At 65.4% G+C, this 16,133-nt stretch carries 15 protein-coding genes; 14 read left to right on the top strand and 1 reads right to left on the bottom strand.

The window, feature by feature from the left end:
• Positions 1-2 precede the first annotated feature (2 nt).
• The 5 genes from surE to rlmD all read left to right on the top strand — a co-directional run bounded on the left by surE (position 3) and on the right by rlmD (position 5,289).
• Positions 3-737 carry a 5'/3'-nucleotidase SurE gene (gene surE, locus YWC_RS0120950; protein ID WP_027867153.1) on the top strand — a complete coding sequence of 245 codons (735 nt, stop codon included), beginning with the start codon at positions 3-5 and terminating at the stop codon, positions 735-737.
• 8 nt (positions 738-745) lie between these two features.
• Positions 746-1,621: a protein-L-isoaspartate(D-aspartate) O-methyltransferase gene (locus YWC_RS0120945; protein ID WP_027867152.1), complete on the top strand. Its 876-nt coding sequence runs from the start codon at positions 746-748 to the stop codon at positions 1,619-1,621.
• A gap of 203 nt (positions 1,622-1,824) precedes the next feature.
• A complete protein-coding gene (locus YWC_RS0120940) occupies positions 1,825-2,757 on the top strand; it encodes a peptidoglycan DD-metalloendopeptidase family protein (protein ID WP_036215283.1) in 933 nt (310 codons plus the stop codon).
• Positions 2,758-2,773: 16 nt separating this feature from the next.
• Positions 2,774-3,766, top strand: a complete 993-nt coding sequence (gene rpoS / locus YWC_RS0120935; protein WP_027867150.1) for an RNA polymerase sigma factor RpoS — start codon at positions 2,774-2,776, stop codon at positions 3,764-3,766.
• Positions 3,767-3,900: 134 nt separating this feature from the next.
• Positions 3,901-5,289: a 23S rRNA (uracil(1939)-C(5))-methyltransferase RlmD gene (gene rlmD / locus YWC_RS0120930; RefSeq protein ID WP_027867149.1), complete on the top strand. Its 1,389-nt coding sequence runs from the start codon at positions 3,901-3,903 to the stop codon at positions 5,287-5,289.
• 168 nt (positions 5,290-5,457) lie between these two features.
• On the opposite strand, the gene YWC_RS0120925 is transcribed toward rlmD, so the two are convergent.
• Positions 5,458-6,156, bottom strand: coding sequence for a Bax inhibitor-1/YccA family protein (locus tag YWC_RS0120925; RefSeq protein ID WP_051306629.1), 699 nt, complete (start codon positions 6,154-6,156; stop codon positions 5,458-5,460).
• Between the two features lie 232 nt (positions 6,157-6,388).
• On the opposite strand from YWC_RS0120925, the gene ndk reads away from it, so the two are divergent.
• From ndk to der, 9 genes are all read left to right on the top strand, one after another.
• A complete protein-coding gene (gene ndk / locus YWC_RS0120920) occupies positions 6,389-6,814 on the top strand; it encodes a nucleoside-diphosphate kinase (RefSeq protein WP_027867147.1) in 426 nt (141 codons plus the stop codon).
• Positions 6,815-6,940: 126 nt separating this feature from the next.
• Positions 6,941-8,110, top strand: a complete 1,170-nt coding sequence (gene rlmN / locus YWC_RS0120915; protein WP_027867146.1) for a dual-specificity RNA methyltransferase RlmN — start codon at positions 6,941-6,943, stop codon at positions 8,108-8,110.
• A complete protein-coding gene (gene pilW, locus YWC_RS0120910) occupies positions 8,110-8,919 on the top strand; it encodes a type IV pilus biogenesis/stability protein PilW (protein WP_027867145.1) in 810 nt (269 codons plus the stop codon). Before rlmN ends, pilW begins: the two co-directional genes overlap by 1 nt.
• A gap of 9 nt (positions 8,920-8,928) precedes the next feature.
• The gene (locus YWC_RS0120905; protein WP_027867144.1) at positions 8,929-9,945 is read left to right on the top strand and encodes a RodZ domain-containing protein; all 1,017 of its coding nucleotides are present in this window, start codon (positions 8,929-8,931) and stop codon (positions 9,943-9,945) included.
• An 11-nt stretch (positions 9,946-9,956) separates the two neighbouring features.
• Positions 9,957-11,240, top strand: a complete 1,284-nt coding sequence (ispG, locus tag YWC_RS0120900; protein WP_036215309.1) for a flavodoxin-dependent (E)-4-hydroxy-3-methylbut-2-enyl-diphosphate synthase — start codon at positions 9,957-9,959, stop codon at positions 11,238-11,240.
• Positions 11,241-11,361: 121 nt separating this feature from the next.
• The gene (hisS, locus tag YWC_RS0120895; RefSeq protein WP_027867142.1) at positions 11,362-12,720 is read left to right on the top strand and encodes a histidine--tRNA ligase; all 1,359 of its coding nucleotides are present in this window, start codon (positions 11,362-11,364) and stop codon (positions 12,718-12,720) included.
• Positions 12,721-12,767: 47 nt separating this feature from the next.
• A complete protein-coding gene (locus YWC_RS0120890; protein ID WP_027867141.1) occupies positions 12,768-13,439 on the top strand; it encodes a YfgM family protein in 672 nt (223 codons plus the stop codon).
• Positions 13,440-13,532: 93 nt separating this feature from the next.
• A complete protein-coding gene (gene bamB, locus YWC_RS0120885) occupies positions 13,533-14,714 on the top strand; it encodes an outer membrane protein assembly factor BamB (protein WP_027867140.1) in 1,182 nt (393 codons plus the stop codon).
• Positions 14,715-14,723: 9 nt separating this feature from the next.
• Positions 14,724-16,067 carry a ribosome biogenesis GTPase Der gene (gene der / locus YWC_RS0120880; protein ID WP_027867139.1) on the top strand — a complete coding sequence of 448 codons (1,344 nt, stop codon included), beginning with the start codon at positions 14,724-14,726 and terminating at the stop codon, positions 16,065-16,067.
• Positions 16,068-16,133: the final 66 nt, after the last annotated feature.

Genomic DNA, 16,133 nt, shown 5'->3' with positions numbered 1-16,133 from the left:
ACATGCGAATTCTTATCAGTAACGACGACGGCTACCTGGCGCCTGGTATCAGCGCGCTGGCCGATGCCTTGTCCGCGATCGCGGACATCGTGGTGGTCGCACCCGACAGCAACCGCTCGGGTGCGTCGAATTCGTTGACGCTCGACCGCCCGCTGACGGTCACGAAGGCCGCCAATGGTTTCCATTTCGTTAATGGAACGCCGACCGATTGCGTTCACATCGCCCTGACCGCGATGGGCGATGCGCCGCCCGACCTGGTCGTTTCCGGCATCAACAATGGCCAGAACATGGGCGACGACACGCTGTATTCCGGCACCGTCGCGGCGGCCACCGAAGCCTACCTGTTCGGCATCCCGGCGATCGCCTTCTCGCAGGTGAATCCGGGCTGGGCCCACGTCGATGCCGCCGCCAGGGTCGCGCGCGAGATCGTCGAGCGCCGCTTCGACAAGCTCGAGCTGCCCTTCCTGTTCAACGTGAACATCCCGAACCTGCCGTACGAAGAGATCGGCCCCTTGACGCCTTCGCGCCTCGGCCGTCGCCACCAGGCCGAGCCGGTCATCCGCTCGCAGGATCCGCGTGGCCGCGAGATCTTCTGGATCGGCGCACCGGGCGCCTGCCGCGATGCGAGCGAGGGCACCGATTTCCATACGACCGCGCAGGGCTGCGTGTCGATCACGCCGCTGCAGGTCGACCTGACCCACAAGGCCCAGCTGGAACTGCTGCGAGGACTCGTATGAGCGGCGACGTGAACGATAAACGCAGCACCTTTCCCTTGCCGCTGTCCTCGGTGACCGGCGGCGCCGTGCGCAAGCCGGGGCTGCCGACGCCGGTGGCCACGCCGCAGACCGCGACGCGCAATGCGAGCACGGCCGGGCGCGCCAGTTTCGCGCCGGCCGCGCCGGCGCCGTCGCCGCGTCCGCCCGGCTATGCCCAGGCACACGCGCCGGCCGCCCCGGTCGCGCCGCGCTCCGAGCTGATGGCGTCGGAAGCGGTACGCCGGGCCATGGTGGCGCGCGTGGCGAAGCAGGGCGTCAAGGACGGCGTCGTGCTGGGCGCGATGGAAGCGGTGCCGCGCCACCTGTTCATCGAACCGGCCCTGTCGGCGCAGGCGTACATCGACGCCTCGCTGCCGATCGGGCACAACCAGACGATTTCGCAGCCCTACATCGTCGCGCGCATGATCGAAGCGATGCGTGCCTCGATCGGCGCCGGCGGCCAGCTGGGCCGGGTGCTCGAGATCGGCACCGGCTGCGGCTACCAGGCCGCCGTGCTGTCGTTCGTGGCGCGCGAGGTGTATTCGATCGAGCGCATCAAGCCGCTGCACGAGCTGGCCAAGACCAACCTGCGGCCGCTGAGGATTTCGAACCTGCGTTTGCAATACGGCGATGGTATGCTAGGCTTGCCGCAGGTAGCGCCTTTCGACGGCATCATCCTTGCAGCCGCGGGACTCGAAGTGCCGCAAGCCCTGCTCGAACAACTGGCCATCGGCGCGCATCTCGTCGCACCGGTTGGCGCCCAGGTCCAGCACCTGCAACGTATCACCCGCATCGGCAAAAGCGAGTGGGCCAGCGAAACGCTGGAAGCGTGCCACTTCGTGCCGCTGCGCCCCGGCACCATCTAGCGTGGCCAGCGGGCGCGCCCAGGCGCGCCGCGCACGATGCCGCCTGTCCCGGCCTGCCGGGTCAACCCCGCCGGCCCGGCCGGCGTTGAAGAGCCTGGTCCAACCGGCACGACCACGGCTGATGATGTCCGCCGGCGCGTGTCGCCCCTGGCGCTGCTGCAGGGACGCGCCGCCATAGAACATGAATAGAAAATAGAAAGACAATGAACCAAGCCTCCCATTTACCCCGCCTCGCACTGCTCACCCTCGCCCTCGGCCTGCTGGCCGGCTGTAACTCCATGACGCGCCAGGCGCCGGTCGTCGAGCGCACCGGCGCCTCGGTGTCCGAGCGTCCGCGCCCGGCCCCGGCCGCCCGCGTCGAAGAACCGAAGGCCGAGAAGGGCATGTACACGGTACGCCGCGGCGACACCCTGCTGCGCATCGCACTGGACCACGGCGAAAACTACCGCGACATCGTCGCCTGGAACAACCTGCGCGATCCGGACGACATCAAGGTCGGCCAGACCCTGCGCGTTGCGGCGCCGGAGCGTGGCGAACGCACCGCCAATATCCAGACCCAGCCGGTGCCGGCACCGCCGGCGGCCACGCCGCCGCGCAAGACCGAACCGCGCGCCGACAAGCAGCCCTACACGGAGAACGTCGCCGCCCGGCCCGAAACGGGAACACAAGCGGGCGCGCGCACCGAGCCGGTGCGCCCGGCTGCACCGGCGCCGGCGGCCCCGGCCCCGGCGATCGCCGCCGGCAGCACCGTGACCGCGAACGACGACGACAAGCTGAGCTGGATGTGGCCGGCGGACGGCCGCATCGTCGCCACCTTCGACGAAGGCCGCAACAAGGGGATCGACATCGCCGGCCGTCCGGGCCAGCAGGTGGTGGCTGCAGGCGCCGGCAAGGTAATGTACGCTGGCAGTGGCATCCGGGGTTATGGTAACCTCGTCATCGTCAAGCACAACAACAGCTTGCTGTCGGCATACGCCCACAACCGCAAGATCGTCGTCAAGGAAGGCGACAACGTGGCCAAGGGCCAGATGATCGCGGAAATGGGCGATTCGGACGCCGACTCGGTGAAGTTGCATTTCGAGATACGCCAGCAGGGCAAACCGGTCGATCCGGCGAGGTTCCTGCCGGGACGTTAAAGGATGTAAAGAGGGTATGACGCAGCCGCCGCACTCGCTGGACCAGCAGGAATCAGACGAGTTTCCGGACGAACCGGAACGCGGGGGCGCCGCTGCGACCGACGGGGAGGACATCCTCCCCGGCCCCGAGGTCGACACGGTGGACGAGCTGCGCAAGGTCTTGCAGGCCGAGCTCGCCACCGACACCACCCAGCACTACCTCAACCAGATCGGCACCCGCCCGCTCCTGACGGCGAGCGAGGAAGTCCAGGTCGCCACGCTGGCCAAGGCGGGCGACTTCGCGGCGCGCCAGAAGATGATCGAGCATAACTTGCGCCTGGTCGTCTCGATCGCCAAGCACTACATCAACCGCGGCGTCGTGCTGCTCGACCTGATCGAAGAGGGCAACATCGGCCTGATGCGCGCGATCGACAAGTTCGAGCCCGAGCGCGGCTTCCGTTTCTCCACCTACGCCACCTGGTGGATCCGCCAGAGCATCGAGCGCGCCATCATGAACCAGGCGCGCACCGTGCGCCTGCCCGTGCACATGGTGCGCGAACTGAACGGGGTGCTGCGCGCCAAGTACCACCTCGAGGCGCAGAAGCACGACGGCAAGGAAGCTTCCTGTGAAGACATCGCCAGCCTGGTCGGGCGCCCGGTGGAAGAGGTGCAGGACATCCTGGCGCTGTCCGAACACGCCGCCTCGCTCGATGCGCCGCTCGACAACGACCCGACCTCCAACCTGATGGACATGCTGCCCGACGACGGCGAGGCCAGCCCGGACGCGCGTGCCGAGCAGCACGAAATGACGGCCCTGGTGCGCGACTGGCTCACGCGTCTTCCCGACAAGCAGCGCCTGGTGGTCACGCGGCGCTTCGGGCTGGACAATGACGATCCGGCCACGCTGGAGACCCTCGCCGAGGAGATGGGTGTGACGCGCGAGCGGGTGCGGCAGATCCAGCAGGAGGCGCTGGTCAAGCTGAAAAGGGCGATGGCGGCGCGCGGGGTGGTGCGCGATTCGCTGCTGTAGCAGGGGATTTCCCCTGTAGCACCCACCCCCATTTCCTTGCTATCATTCTGCCCGGGCGTACTCCGCCCATTTTTTATTTGCGAACTCCCTGCACAGCCAGTCCTGTGCCCACTCCCTATTTCTTTTTGAACAACATGCAAGAAATCTTCATCGACATCAAAGCCCTGGATGCGGACGCGCGCGGCGTCGGCCACCTCGAAAACGAAGACGGCACCCCGGGCAAGGTGATCTTCGTCGAAGGCGCACTGCCGGGCGAACGCGTCAGCTTTGAAACCCTGCGCAAGAAAAAGAATTGGGAGTCGGGCCGCATGGTCACCCTGCAGCGTGCCTCGTCGATGCGCGTCGAGCCGAAGTGCCAGCATTTCGGCTACTGCGGCGGCTGCTCGATGCAGCACCTGGAGCCATCGGCCCAGGTCGCGATGAAACAGCGGGTCCTCGAGGACAACCTCTGGCACCTCGGCAAAGTGAAGGCCGAGAACATCATGCGCCCGCTGCACGGCCCGACCTGGGATTACCGCTACCGCGCGCGCCTGTCGGTGCGCCACGTGGCCAAGAAGGGCGGGGTGCTGGTCGGTTTCCACGAGCGCGCTTCGTCCTACGTGGCCGACATCACCTATTGCGAGATCCTGCCGGACCACGTCGCCCAGCTGATCGTGCCGCTGCGCGAGTTCGTCGGCCAGCTGTCGATCTACAACCAGATGCCGCAGATCGAAGTCGCCATCGGCGAAGAAGTGACCGTGCTGGTGCTGCGCATCATGGCCCCGCTCACCCCGGCGGACGAGGAACTGGCCAGAGCCTTCGCCGACAAATGGAACATCCAGTGGTGGCTGCAGCCGAAGGGCCCGGACACCGCCTACCCGTACTACCCGCTGGGCAAGGAGCTGTACTACACGCTACCGGAATTCGGTATCCGCATGCCTTTCAAGCCGACCGATTTCACCCAGGTGAACCACCAGATCAACCGGGTGCTGGTGTCGAAGGCGCTGCGCCTGCTGGAAGTGCAGCCGGGCGAGCGCGTGGCCGACCTGTTCTGCGGCCTGGGCAACTTCACGCTGCCGCTGGCGACCCAGGCGCGCGAGGTGGTGGGCATCGAAGGCAGCACCGCGCTGACCACCCGCGCGCTGGAGAACGCGCAGGCCAACGGCCTGGCAAGCAAGACCTCGTTCTCGACCCGCAACCTGTTCGAGGTGACGAAGGACGACCTGGTTGCGCTCGGCCATTTCGATCGCATGCTGGTCGACCCGCCGCGCGACGGGGCCATGGCCTTGTCGCTGGCGCTGGCCGACCTGCGCGAGACCCACGAGGAGCTGATGCCGCAGCGGATCGTGTACGTATCCTGCAGCCCCTCGACGCTGGCGCGCGACGCCGGCATCCTGGTGCACAAGGCGGGCTACGTGCTGAAGAAGGCGGGGGTGTGCAATATGTTCCCGCATACCTCGCACGTGGAGTCGATCGCGGTGTTCGAGCTGGGCGAGAAGCCGGCGGCAGCTGCCGCCTACGAAGTGCCTGCCGAAGTCGCTTAAAAGTAGGGTGGGCAGGTTTCCTGCCCACGCGGTCAAATCACGGTAGATCTGCCTGTGCGACTTTTCGTACCTCAACTATCACCGCGTGGGCGGGTGACCCGCCCACCCTACGAAAAGCCAAAGAAAAAGCCGACCTCGAGGTCGGCTTTTCATTTCGGCTGAAACCGCTTAGTCGCGGTCGCCGCCGGCGATGCCCAGCAGTTGCAGCAGGCTGGTGAAGATGTTGTACACGTCCAGGTAGATCGACAGGGTGGCGGTGATGTAGTTCGTTTCGCCGCCGTTGACGATGCGCTGCACGTCGAACAGGATGAAGGCCGAGAAGATACCGATCGCCAGCAGCGAGATCACGATGGTCAGGGCCGACATCTGCAGGAAGATGTTGGCCACGGCTGCCAGGATCAGCACGATCACGCCGGCCATCAGCCAGCTGCCCATGCCCGAGAAGTCGCGCTTGGTGGTGGTGGCGATGCTGGCCATCACCGCGAACACGCAGGCGGTGCCGCCGAAGGCGGTCATGATCAGGGTGCCGCCGTTCGAGTAACCGAGGGTGTGCTGCAGCAGCGGGGTCAGCATCAGGCCCATCACGAAGGTGAAGGCCAGCAGCAGGCCCAGGCCGACGGCCGAGTCCTTGAACTTCTGGATCGCGAAGATGAAGCCGAAGGCGACCAGCATGAAGCCGATGAAGCCGATGCCGCCGATGCCGGCCATCAGGTTGAACGACACGCCGATGTAGGCGCCCAGCACGGTCGGGATCATCGACAGCGCCAGCAGCCAGTAGGTGTTGCGCAGGACTTTGTTGCGCGTGACGTCGACCCGGCCGGCTTTGGTCAGGTCGATCGTACTGCGGGGTTGCGAATTAGGGATCATGGTGCCTCCGGTTGGTGGATGAGCGTCACTGAAAACCATACAAGCAGATGCTTAGCAGAGCCTTAAACCAGGACGATTTTTCTCTGCAACTCTACCACTTTGCTTGCCAGTACCGCAATATCGGTTATATGAGGCAGCTGTGGTAAAATTAAAGGTTAATTGAGTTCCAAATTCAGTTGCAGGAGCCACTAAAGGTTCTTGATTCAAACCATTCTTTTCATTGGAGTTTTACATGGCAATCGAACGCACCCTGTCGATCATCAAACCGGACGCAGTTGCAAAAAACGTGATCGGCCAAATCTATAGCCGCTTCGAAGGCGCTGGCCTGAAAGTCGTCGCTGCACGCATGACCCAGCTGTCGCAAGCCGAAGCCGAAGGTTTCTACGCCGTGCACGCTGCTCGTCCGTTCTTCAAGGACCTGGTCAACTTCATGATCTCGGGCCCGGTCATGATCCAGGTGCTGGAAGGCGAAGGCGCGATCCTGAAGAACCGCGACCTGATGGGCGCAACCGATCCGAAGAAAGCCGAAGCCGGCACCATCCGCGCCGACTTCGCCGACTCGATCGACGCCAACGCCGTCCACGGTTCGGACGCCGCTGAAACCGCCGCCGTGGAAATCGCTTACTTCTTCCCGGCACTGAACGTCTACTCGCGTTAATTAGTAGGGGGAGCGCATCCGGGGCGCGCCCCGGTAAATTTTCCCCCGGACTAATTTAAATGAGTAAACCACTCGCCCGCGGCCTCGGGCCGGCGCGAGTGGTTTCAGGAAATAAAGGATTTTGCCATGACGACTCTCACCAACCTGCTGGACTTCGATCCCGCGCAACTCGTTGCGTACTGCGCCGAGCTGGGTGAGAAACCGTTCCGCGCCAAGCAGCTCCAGCGCTGGATCCACCAGTTCGGCGCGTCGAACTTCGACGACATGACCGACCTGGCCAAGTCGCTGCGCGAAAAACTCAAGACCCGCGCCGAAGTCCGTGCGCCGGGCATCATCAGCGACCATACCTCGACCGACGGCACCCGCAAGTGGCTGGTCGACGTCGGCAATGGCAATGCCGTGGAAACCGTGTTCATCCCGGAAGAAAACCGCGGCACGCTGTGCATCTCCACGCAGGCCGGCTGCGCCGTCAACTGCCGCTTCTGCTCGACCGGCAAGCAGGGCTTCAACCGCAACCTCACCGTGGCCGAGATCATCGGCCAGCTGTGGATGGCCGAGTTCGAGCTGCGCCGCACCAAGGGCATCGAGCCGGGCCCGAAGGGCGAGCGCCAGATCACCAACGTGGTCATGATGGGCATGGGCGAGCCGCTGCTCAACTACGAGCCGACCGTCACCGCGCTCAAGATGATGCTGGACGATAACGCCTACGGCCTGTCGCGCCGCCGCGTGACCCTGTCGACCTCGGGCGTGGTCCCGAACATCGACAAGCTGTCCCAGGACGTGCCGGTGGCCCTGGCCGTGTCGCTGCACGCGTCGAACGACGCCTTGCGCGACATCCTGGTGCCGCTGAATAAAAAATACCCGCTGCGCGAGCTGCTGGCCGCCTGCAAGCGCTACCTCGAATTCGCCCCGCGCGACTTCATCACCTTCGAATACTGCATGCTCGACGGCTTCAACGACAGCGACGAGCACGCGCGCGAACTGATCGCCCTGGTGAACGACCCGGTAGTGGGCATCAACTGCAAGTTCAACCTGATTCCGTTCAATCCGTTCCCGGAATCGGGGCTGACGCGCTCGAAGAATCCGCGCATCAAGGCCTTCGCCCAGGTGCTGATGGACGCCGGCATCGTCACCACCGTGCGCAAGACGCGCGGCGACGACATCGACGCCGCCTGCGGCCAGCTGGCCGGAGAAGTGCAGGACCGCACCCGCGTGGCCCAGCGCATGGAAAAGATGGCCGAGTACCAGAAGAAGTTCGGCGCCGACTTCGGGCGCATCGTGGAGATCCCTTCCTGATGGGTAGCAAGGCCGGTCGTGCAGCTCTCCTGTCAGCGTCTATCGCTGCGCTGGCTGCGCTCGCCGGCTGCGCCAGCAATGGCGCCGGCAGCGGCGAACTGAAGACCGCGTCCGACGTCACGGCGGCGGAAAAACGCGCCTCGATCCGCCTGCAGCTGGCGGTCGGCTACTACCAGAACGGCAAGTACGAGATCGCCCTCGACGAGGTCAAGCAGGCGCTCGCGGCCGACCCGGGCAATGCCGAAGCCCACGGCCTGCGCGCGCTGATCTACACCGCGATGGGCCAGCTGGCCCTGGCCGACGACAACTACCAGACCGCCCTGCGACTCAAGCCGGGCAACCCCGATTTGTCGAACAACTACGGCTCCTTCCTGTGCACCTCGCTGAACAAGCCGGCCCAGGCCATGCCGTACTTCGACGCGGCGCTGCGCAACCCGGCCTACCAGACCCCGGTGAGCGCGCTGGTGAATGCCGGACTGTGCAGCATCCGCAACAAGAATTTCCAGGCCGCCGAGCGTTACCTGCTCGAGGCCCTGCGTTATAACCCCGACCTGCAGGCGAGCAACGCCGGCCTGGCGCGGACCTATTACGAGCGGCGCGAGTACACGCGCGCCGGTTTTTTCATTAACCGCCTGATCGAGACTTCGAAACTCGACACGCTGTCGGCCGACGCGCTCTGGCTGGCTTTGCGCGTGCAGCGCAAGCTGGGCGACCGGACGCAGGAAGCCAGCCTGGCAGCCCAGCTGCGGCGGCGCTTCCCCGGCTCGCCGGAGTACGCGGCCTTCGAGCGCGGCGCATTCGATGAGTGAGACAAGATGATGAACGAGCATGCAGACCAGCCGGCGACGCCGGGCAACGACGCTGGTATTCCCGGCAAGACCCTGCAGTCCCAGCGCGAAGCGATGGGCTGGAGCGTGGAGCAGGTGGCCGACCAACTGAAACTGGCGCCGCGCCAGGTGGTGGCGCTGGAAGCCGGCGATTACGCTTCGCTCCCGAGCCCGGCCGTGACGCGCGGCTTCGTGCGCGCCTACGCCAAGCTGCTGAAGATCGACGCCGCCCCGCTGGTCGCCAAGATCGAGATGAACATGCCGCCCGAAGCCCAGGCCGGCGCCACCGCCTCGATCCCGCGTCGCGAGCAGCGTCCGGCCTCGTTCTCGCAAAGCCGCTTCCCGATCGGCGGCAAGCGCAATAAAGTGCCGGTCGGCCTGATCGCCGGCGTGGCGGTACTGGTCGCCGCCGGCGCCGCGCTCTGGCACTTCGGCCTGCTCCCGGGCAGCCAGCAGCCGCAAGCGGACAATGGCGCCTTGCTCGAAACGCCGGTGGTGACCCCGAACGGTGGCGCTCCGGCCGCGCCGGCGCACCAGGACGCCTTGCAGACCCCGTCGGTGCCGCTGATCTCGGTGCCGGCGCCGGCAGGCGAGGGCGCGACCGTGCCGGCAGGCACTACGCCGCCGGCCGCGGCGCCGGCGACTGCTCCGGGCGCCATGCCCCCGGCCGCCGCTGCGCCGGGCACCGCGCCCGCAGCCACGGCGCCGGCCACGCTGGCAGCGCCCGTGACCGCCGTACCTGCAACGCCGGCAGCCGCGCCCGCAGCAGCCGGCGGCAACGCGCTGGTGCTGAACGTGCGCGAAGATGCCTGGATCGGCGTGGTCGTCGGCGGCAAGCGCCTGCTGTGGCGCGAGGTCAAGGCCGGCTCGACCGAAACCTTCGACGTCACCGCGCCGGGCATGCTGACCGTCGGTAATCCGGCTGCCGTCAGCGCGACCCTGCGTGGTTCGCCTGTCAGCCTGGAACAGGCCTCGGGCAAGAAATTTGCTCAAGTCTCTTTGAAGTAATGGAACGGAACATGATCGTGAACGAACCCTGCATTGGCGAACCGATTCCTTCCGGCCCGCTGCCGCGCCGCGCGCGCCGCAAGGTCGCGGTCTCGCATGGCAATCGCACCGTCTGGGTCGGCGGCGATGCGCCGGTGGTGGTGCAGTCGATGACCAACACCGACACCGCCGACGCGATCGGCACCGCGATCCAGGTGAAGGAACTGGCGCGCGCCGGCTCGGAGATCGTGCGCATCACCGTGGACACCCCGGCGGCCGCCGCCGCGGTGCCGGCGATCCGCGAACAGCTCGACCGCATGGAAATCGACACCCCGCTGGTGGGCGACTTCCACTACAACGGCCACCTGCTGCTGCGCGACTATCCGGAATGCGCGCATGCGCTCTCCAAATACCGCATCAACCCGGGCAACGTGGGGCAGGGCGCCAAGCGCGACACCCAGTTCGCCCAGATGATCGAGATCGCGGCGAAGTACGACAAGCCGGTGCGCATCGGCGTCAACTGGGGCTCGCTGGATCAAAGCCTGCTGGCCCGCATCATGGACGAGAATGCCGCCCGCGCCACCCCGTGGAGCGCCCAGGCCGTGATGTACGAAGCGCTCATCACTTCCGCGATCGAGAACGCCGTGCGCGCCGAGGAAGTGGGCCTGGCGCGCGACAAGATCATCCTGTCGTGCAAGGTCTCGGGCGTGCAGGACCTGATCGCGGTCTACCGCGAACTGGCGCGCCGCTGCGACTACCCGCTGCACCTGGGCCTGACCGAGGCCGGCATGGGCAGCAAGGGCATCGTCGCCTCGACCGCGGCGCTGTCGGTGCTGCTGCAGGAAGGCATTGGCGACACCATCCGCATTTCGCTGACCCCGGAACCGGGCGGCGACCGCACCAGGGAAGTCGTGGTCGGCCAGGAGATCCTGCAGACCATGGGTCTGCGCAAGTTCACCCCGATGGTGATCGCCTGCCCGGGCTGCGGCCGCACGACCTCGACCGTATTCCAGGAACTGGCGGACAACATCCAGACCTTCCTGCGCGAGCAGATGCCGGAATGGAAAAAGACCTATCCGGGCGTGGAAGCGATGAACGTGGCCGTGATGGGCTGCATCGTGAACGGTCCGGGCGAATCGAAGCACGCCAACATCGGCATCAGCCTGCCGGGTACCGGCGAATCGCCGGCGGCGCCGGTGTTCGTCGACGGTCAGAAGGTGGCCACGCTGCGCGGCGAGCGCATCGTGGATGAGTTCAAGACCATCGTGCTGAACTACGTGCAGAAGAATTACGGCCAAGAGGCAGTGTCACAATAAAATACACCACCGTCATCCCGGCGAAGGCCGGGATCCAAGTTTGCATGAGCAGTCGAGATGCAGACAACATTGGGTACCGGCCTGCGCCGGTACGACGGTTTTAAGGCTAACGGTACTAACAATGTCCAAACCAGAAAAAATCGTCGCCGTCAAAGGCATGAACGACATCCTCCCGCAAGACGCACCGATGTGGGAGCTGTTCGAGAACACCGCCGAAACCATCCTGAAGAGCTACGGCTACCAGAAGATCGTCACCCCGATCGTCGAGGATACCTCGCTGTTCGCGCGCGCCATCGGCGCCGTGACCGACATCGTCGAGAAGGAGATGTACTCCTTCGAGGACTCGATGAACGGCGACCAGTTGACCCTGCGTCCGGAAGGCACCGCCGGCGTGGTTCGGTCCGTGCTCGAGCACAACCTCGTGTACGACGGCCCCAAGCGCCTCTGGTACAAGGGCCCGATGTTCCGCCACGAGCGTCCGCAGCGCGGCCGCTACCGCCAGTTCTTCCAGTTCGGCGCCGAAGCCGTCGGCTTCTCGGGCCCGGACATCGACGCGGAACTGATCATGCTGTGCCGCCGCCTGTGGGACGACCTCGGCCTGCAGAACGTGCGCCTGGAGCTGAATTCGATCGGCAATGCCGACGAGCGCCTGCGCCACCGCGCCGACCTGATCGCCTACTTCGAGAAGCACGATGACATTCTCGACGCCGAAGCCAAGCGCCGCCTGCACAGCAACCCGCTGCGCATCCTGGACACCAAGAACCCGGCCATGCAGGAAATGGTCAACGGCGCGCCGAAGCTGCTCGACTACCTGGGCGAAGAGTCGCTGGCCCACCTCAACGGCCTGCGCAAGATCCTGGACCGCAATGCGGTGCAGTACACCATCAACCCGCGCCTGGTGCGCGGCCTGGATTACTACAACCGCACCGTGTTCGAATGGGTCACCGACGAGCTGGGCTCGCAGGGCACCATCTGCGCGGGCGGCCGCTACGATCCGCTGATCGAACAGTTCGGCGGCAAGCCGACCCCGGCGGTCGGCTTCGCGATGGGCATCGAGCGCATCATCGAACTGATGAAGGGCCTGGGCGAGACCCAGGCGCCGAGCCAGTGCGACGTTTACCTGGTGCACCAGGGCGAGGACGCCCAGCTGCAAGCCTTCATCCTGGGCGAGCGCCTGCGGGATGCCGGCCTGGATGTTGTGTTACATTGCGCAACGCCGGCAGGCGCGGGCAGCTTCAAGAGCCAGATGAAGAAGGCCGACGGCAGCGGCGCCTCGTTCGCCGTGATCATCGGCGAAGACGAGATCGCGAACCAGAAGGCCGCGGTCAAGTCCATGCGCGGCGAGGCCGGCGAGCAGCAGCAGGCCAGCGTGCCCTTCGAAGAGGTGGTCGACTACGTGGTCGACCAGATCGTCGGAGGCGGCGGCCACGACTGCGACGACGAGAATTGCAACGAGCACGGTCATCACCACCGTCCGTGACAGCAACGATTCACCATTCCAAATAACAAACAGACACTGAGCAGACAATGGCATACGACCTCGAAGAACAGGAACAGATAGCGACTTTCAAGGCCTTCTGGGCGCGTTTCGGCAACCTCATCATGGGCGTGCTGATCGTCGCGCTCCTCGCCTACGCCGGCTACAACTTCTGGCAGTCGCGCCAGCGCACCCAGGCCGTTGAGGCATCCGCGCTGTACGATGAGCTGCAAGCGGCCCTGGTCGCCAGCGACAATGCCAAGTCCCAGCGCATCGCCGGCGACATCAAGCAGAAGTACGAAGGCACCGTGTATGCGCAGATGGCCAGCCTGGCCGCCGCCAAGACGGCCTTCGATGCGAACGACCTGAAGACCGCCAAGGCCCAGCTGCAGTGGGTGGTGGACAAGGGCAACGACGAGTACAAGGCGATCGCGAAACTGCGCCTGGCCGGCGTGCTGCTGGACGAGAAATCCTTTGACGCCGCCCTCAAGCTGCTGAACGACAAGTTCCCTGAGCAGTTCTCGGCCGAAGTGGCGGACCGCAAGGGTGACGTGCTGGTGGCGCAAAACAAGATCACCGAAGCACGCCAGGCCTATGTGGCCGCGCTGGCTGCGATGCACAAGGATAATCCGGGCCGTCAGCTGGTCCAGCTCAAGCTCGAAGCCATCGGCGGCACCGTGCCGGAAGCGAAAGACGCCAAAGCCAGCACCGCGGCCGCGTAAACTCCAAGATTGACAGGCCCGCGCAGGCCGCGAAGGCGTGCGCGGGCTTTGCGTCCTCTACAGCTCTACAGTCCAGGAACAAGGTTAAAGAATATGCGTATCAGCAGCAAACTTGTCGGTGTTGGTGTACTGGCCCTGGTGACCGGTTGCTCGAGCCTGAGCCCGTCCAGCATGGTCCACAAACTCAGCTCGCTCAATCCGTTCGCGTCGAAATCCAAGACCGACCAGCCGGCGCCGCTGGTGGAACTGAAGGCGACGATGGCCGTGCGCACCGCGTGGAAGCTCGACATCGGCAAGGCCGGTCCCTACACCTTTTCGCCTGCGCTGGCGGGCAACACCGTGGTCGTGGCCGGCGGCAACGGCGACATCGCCCGTGTCGAGGCTGAAAGCGGCAAGCAGCTGTGGCGCATCAAGGCCGGCAGCGAACTGTCGGCCGGCGTCGGCACCGACGGCAACCTGATCGTGGTCGGCGGCACCAAAGGCACCGTCATCGCCTTCGACATGGACGGCAAGAAACTGTGGACCTCGCAGCTGTCGAGCGAGCTCCTGTCCTCGCCCGTGGTGGGGCAGGGCGTCGTCGTCGCCCGCAGCCTGGACAACCGCATCGTCGGCCTGGATGCCAAGACCGGCGAAAAGAAATGGACCGTGCAGCGCGTGACCCCGTCGCTGACCCTGCGCACCGCGCCTGGCATGATCGTCAACGGCAGCGACGTCATCGTCGCCCAGCCGGCCGGCCGCCTGTCCTCCATGATCCTGGCCACCGGCGCGCCGCGCTGGGACCAGGAAGTGGGCGTGGCGCGCGGCGCCACCGAGCTGGAACGCGTGACCGACATCGGCGGCGCGCCGGTGCTGTTCGAGGGCGAGGTCTGCGCCGCGTCCTACCAGGGCCGGGTCGCCTGCTTCGATGCCAGCGCCGGTTCGCCCAAGTGGACCCGCGACCTGTCGTCCGAAGTCGGCGTCGCCGTCGACCAGCGCTTCGTGTTCGCGGCGGACGACAAGGGCGCGCTGTACGCCTTCAACCGCGACACCGGTTCGAGCGCCTGGAAGAACGACAAGCTGGCCTTCCGCCGCCTGTCGACCCCGGTCTCCTTCGGCCGTGCGGTGGCGGTGGGCGACTACCAGGGCATCGTGCACTTCCTGTCGCGCGAGGATGGCTCGTTCCTCGCGCGCGCCGCCCTTGATGGCAGCGCCGTCATCGGCACTCCTCTGGTGGCTGGATCGCACCTGATTTTTCAAACACAAAATGGAACTGTGGCCGCCATCGCGGTCGAATAGAATAACTACATGAAGCCGGTAATTGCACTCGTTGGTCGCCCGAACGTCGGGAAGTCGACCCTATTCAACCGCCTAACCCGCTCGCGGGACGCGCTGGTGGCCGACCTCCCTGGCCTGACCCGCGACCGCCACTATGGCGAAGGCCGGATCGGCGAACGGCCGTTCCTGGTCATCGACACCGGCGGTTTCGAACCGGTGGCCAAAGAGGGCATCATGTTCGAGATGGCGCTGCAGACGCGCCAGGCGGTGGCGGAAGCCGACGTCGTCGTGTTCATCGTCGACGGCCGCCAGGGCCTGACCCCGCACGACAAGACCATCACCGATTACCTGCGCAAATCGGGCCGCAAGGTCATGCTCGTGGTCAACAAGTCCGAGGGCATGAAGTACACCTCGGTCACCGCCGACTTCTACGAGCTCGGCATGGGCGACCCCTACGTCATTTCCGCCGCCCACGGCGACGGCGTGCACGACCTGGTGAACGAGGCGCTCGACTTCGCCTTCGCCAACCGCCCGGACGAAGAAGACGAAGTGGAACATCCCGACCACGGCATCAAGATCGCCATCGTCGGCCGCCCCAACGTCGGCAAGTCGACCCTGATCAACACCCTGGTCGGCGAGCAGCGCGTGATCGCCTTCGACATGCCGGGCACCACCCGCGACTCGATCGAAGTGCCGTTCGAACGCGAAGGCAAGAAGTACACCCTGATCGACACCGCCGGCATCCGCCGCCGCGGCAAGATCTTCGAGGCCATCGAGAAATTCTCGGTGGTGAAGACCATGCAGTCGATCTCGGACGCCAACGTCATCGTGCTGCTGCTCGACGCCCAGCAGGACATTTCCGAGCAGGATGCCCACATTGCCGGCTTCATCCTGGAATCGGGCCGGGCGCTGGTGGTGGCCGTGAATAAATGGGACGGCCTGCAGTCGGACGACCGCGACCAGGTCAAGAATGACCTCGACCGCAAGCTCGACTTCCTGTCTTTCGCGAAAACGCACTTCATCTCGGCCCTGAAGGGCACCGGCATCAGCCAGCTGATGAAGTCGGTGGACTCGGCCTATGCCGCCGCCACCGCTAACCTGTCGACCCCGCGCCTGACGCGCGCGCTGCAGGAAGCGATCGAGAAGCAGGAGCCGAAGCGCAAGGGCAGCACCCGTCCGAAGATGCGCTACGCCCACCAGGGCGGCCAGAATCCGCCCATCATCGTCATCCACGGCAATGCGCTCGAGGCTGTCAGCGACCCGTACAAGCGCTATCTGGAAAAACATTTCCGCGATACCTTCAACCTGGTCGGCACCCCGGTGCGCATCGAATTCAAATCCGGTAAGAATCCTTTTGCCAGGGAGCAGAATTAAATCAGCGCCTGGGCATAGCAGTACGACAAAAAGTGGCGAAACAGGTTACAGTAGCTTAGGGCTTTC

It is taken from the genome of Massilia alkalitolerans DSM 17462 (assembly GCF_000427785.1).
In the GTDB taxonomy this organism is placed as follows: Bacteria; Pseudomonadota; Gammaproteobacteria; order Burkholderiales; family Burkholderiaceae_D; genus Telluria; species Telluria alkalitolerans.
Note: the sequence above shows the minus strand (reverse complement) of the source record. Positions and strands in the feature narration are given on the sequence as shown.

What these genes read in the sequence shown, in the direction of transcription:
- rpoS (WP_027867150.1), top strand. Translation starts at nt 2,774, where the DNA reads ATGACGCAGCCGCCGCACTCGCTGGACCAGCAGGAATCAGACGAGTTT.
- rlmD (WP_027867149.1), top strand. Translation starts at nt 3,901, where the DNA reads ATGCAAGAAATCTTCATCGACATCAAAGCCCTGGATGCGGACGCGCGC.
- rlmN (WP_027867146.1), top strand. Translation starts at nt 6,941, where the DNA reads ATGACGACTCTCACCAACCTGCTGGACTTCGATCCCGCGCAACTCGTT.
- YWC_RS0120925 (WP_051306629.1), bottom strand. Translation starts at nt 6,156, where the DNA reads ATGATCCCTAATTCGCAACCCCGCAGTACGATCGACCTGACCAAAGCC.
- ispG (WP_036215309.1), top strand. Translation starts at nt 9,957, where the DNA reads ATGATCGTGAACGAACCCTGCATTGGCGAACCGATTCCTTCCGGCCCG.
- ndk (WP_027867147.1), top strand. Translation starts at nt 6,389, where the DNA reads ATGGCAATCGAACGCACCCTGTCGATCATCAAACCGGACGCAGTTGCA.
- hisS (WP_027867142.1), top strand. Translation starts at nt 11,362, where the DNA reads ATGTCCAAACCAGAAAAAATCGTCGCCGTCAAAGGCATGAACGACATC.
- pilW (WP_027867145.1), top strand. Translation starts at nt 8,110, where the DNA reads ATGGGTAGCAAGGCCGGTCGTGCAGCTCTCCTGTCAGCGTCTATCGCT.
- bamB (WP_027867140.1), top strand. Translation starts at nt 13,533, where the DNA reads ATGCGTATCAGCAGCAAACTTGTCGGTGTTGGTGTACTGGCCCTGGTG.
- der (WP_027867139.1), top strand. Translation starts at nt 14,724, where the DNA reads ATGAAGCCGGTAATTGCACTCGTTGGTCGCCCGAACGTCGGGAAGTCG.
- YWC_RS0120890 (WP_027867141.1), top strand. Translation starts at nt 12,768, where the DNA reads ATGGCATACGACCTCGAAGAACAGGAACAGATAGCGACTTTCAAGGCC.
- YWC_RS0120905 (WP_027867144.1), top strand. Translation starts at nt 8,929, where the DNA reads ATGAACGAGCATGCAGACCAGCCGGCGACGCCGGGCAACGACGCTGGT.
- YWC_RS0120940 (WP_036215283.1), top strand. Translation starts at nt 1,825, where the DNA reads ATGAACCAAGCCTCCCATTTACCCCGCCTCGCACTGCTCACCCTCGCC.
- surE (WP_027867153.1), top strand. Translation starts at nt 3, where the DNA reads ATGCGAATTCTTATCAGTAACGACGACGGCTACCTGGCGCCTGGTATC.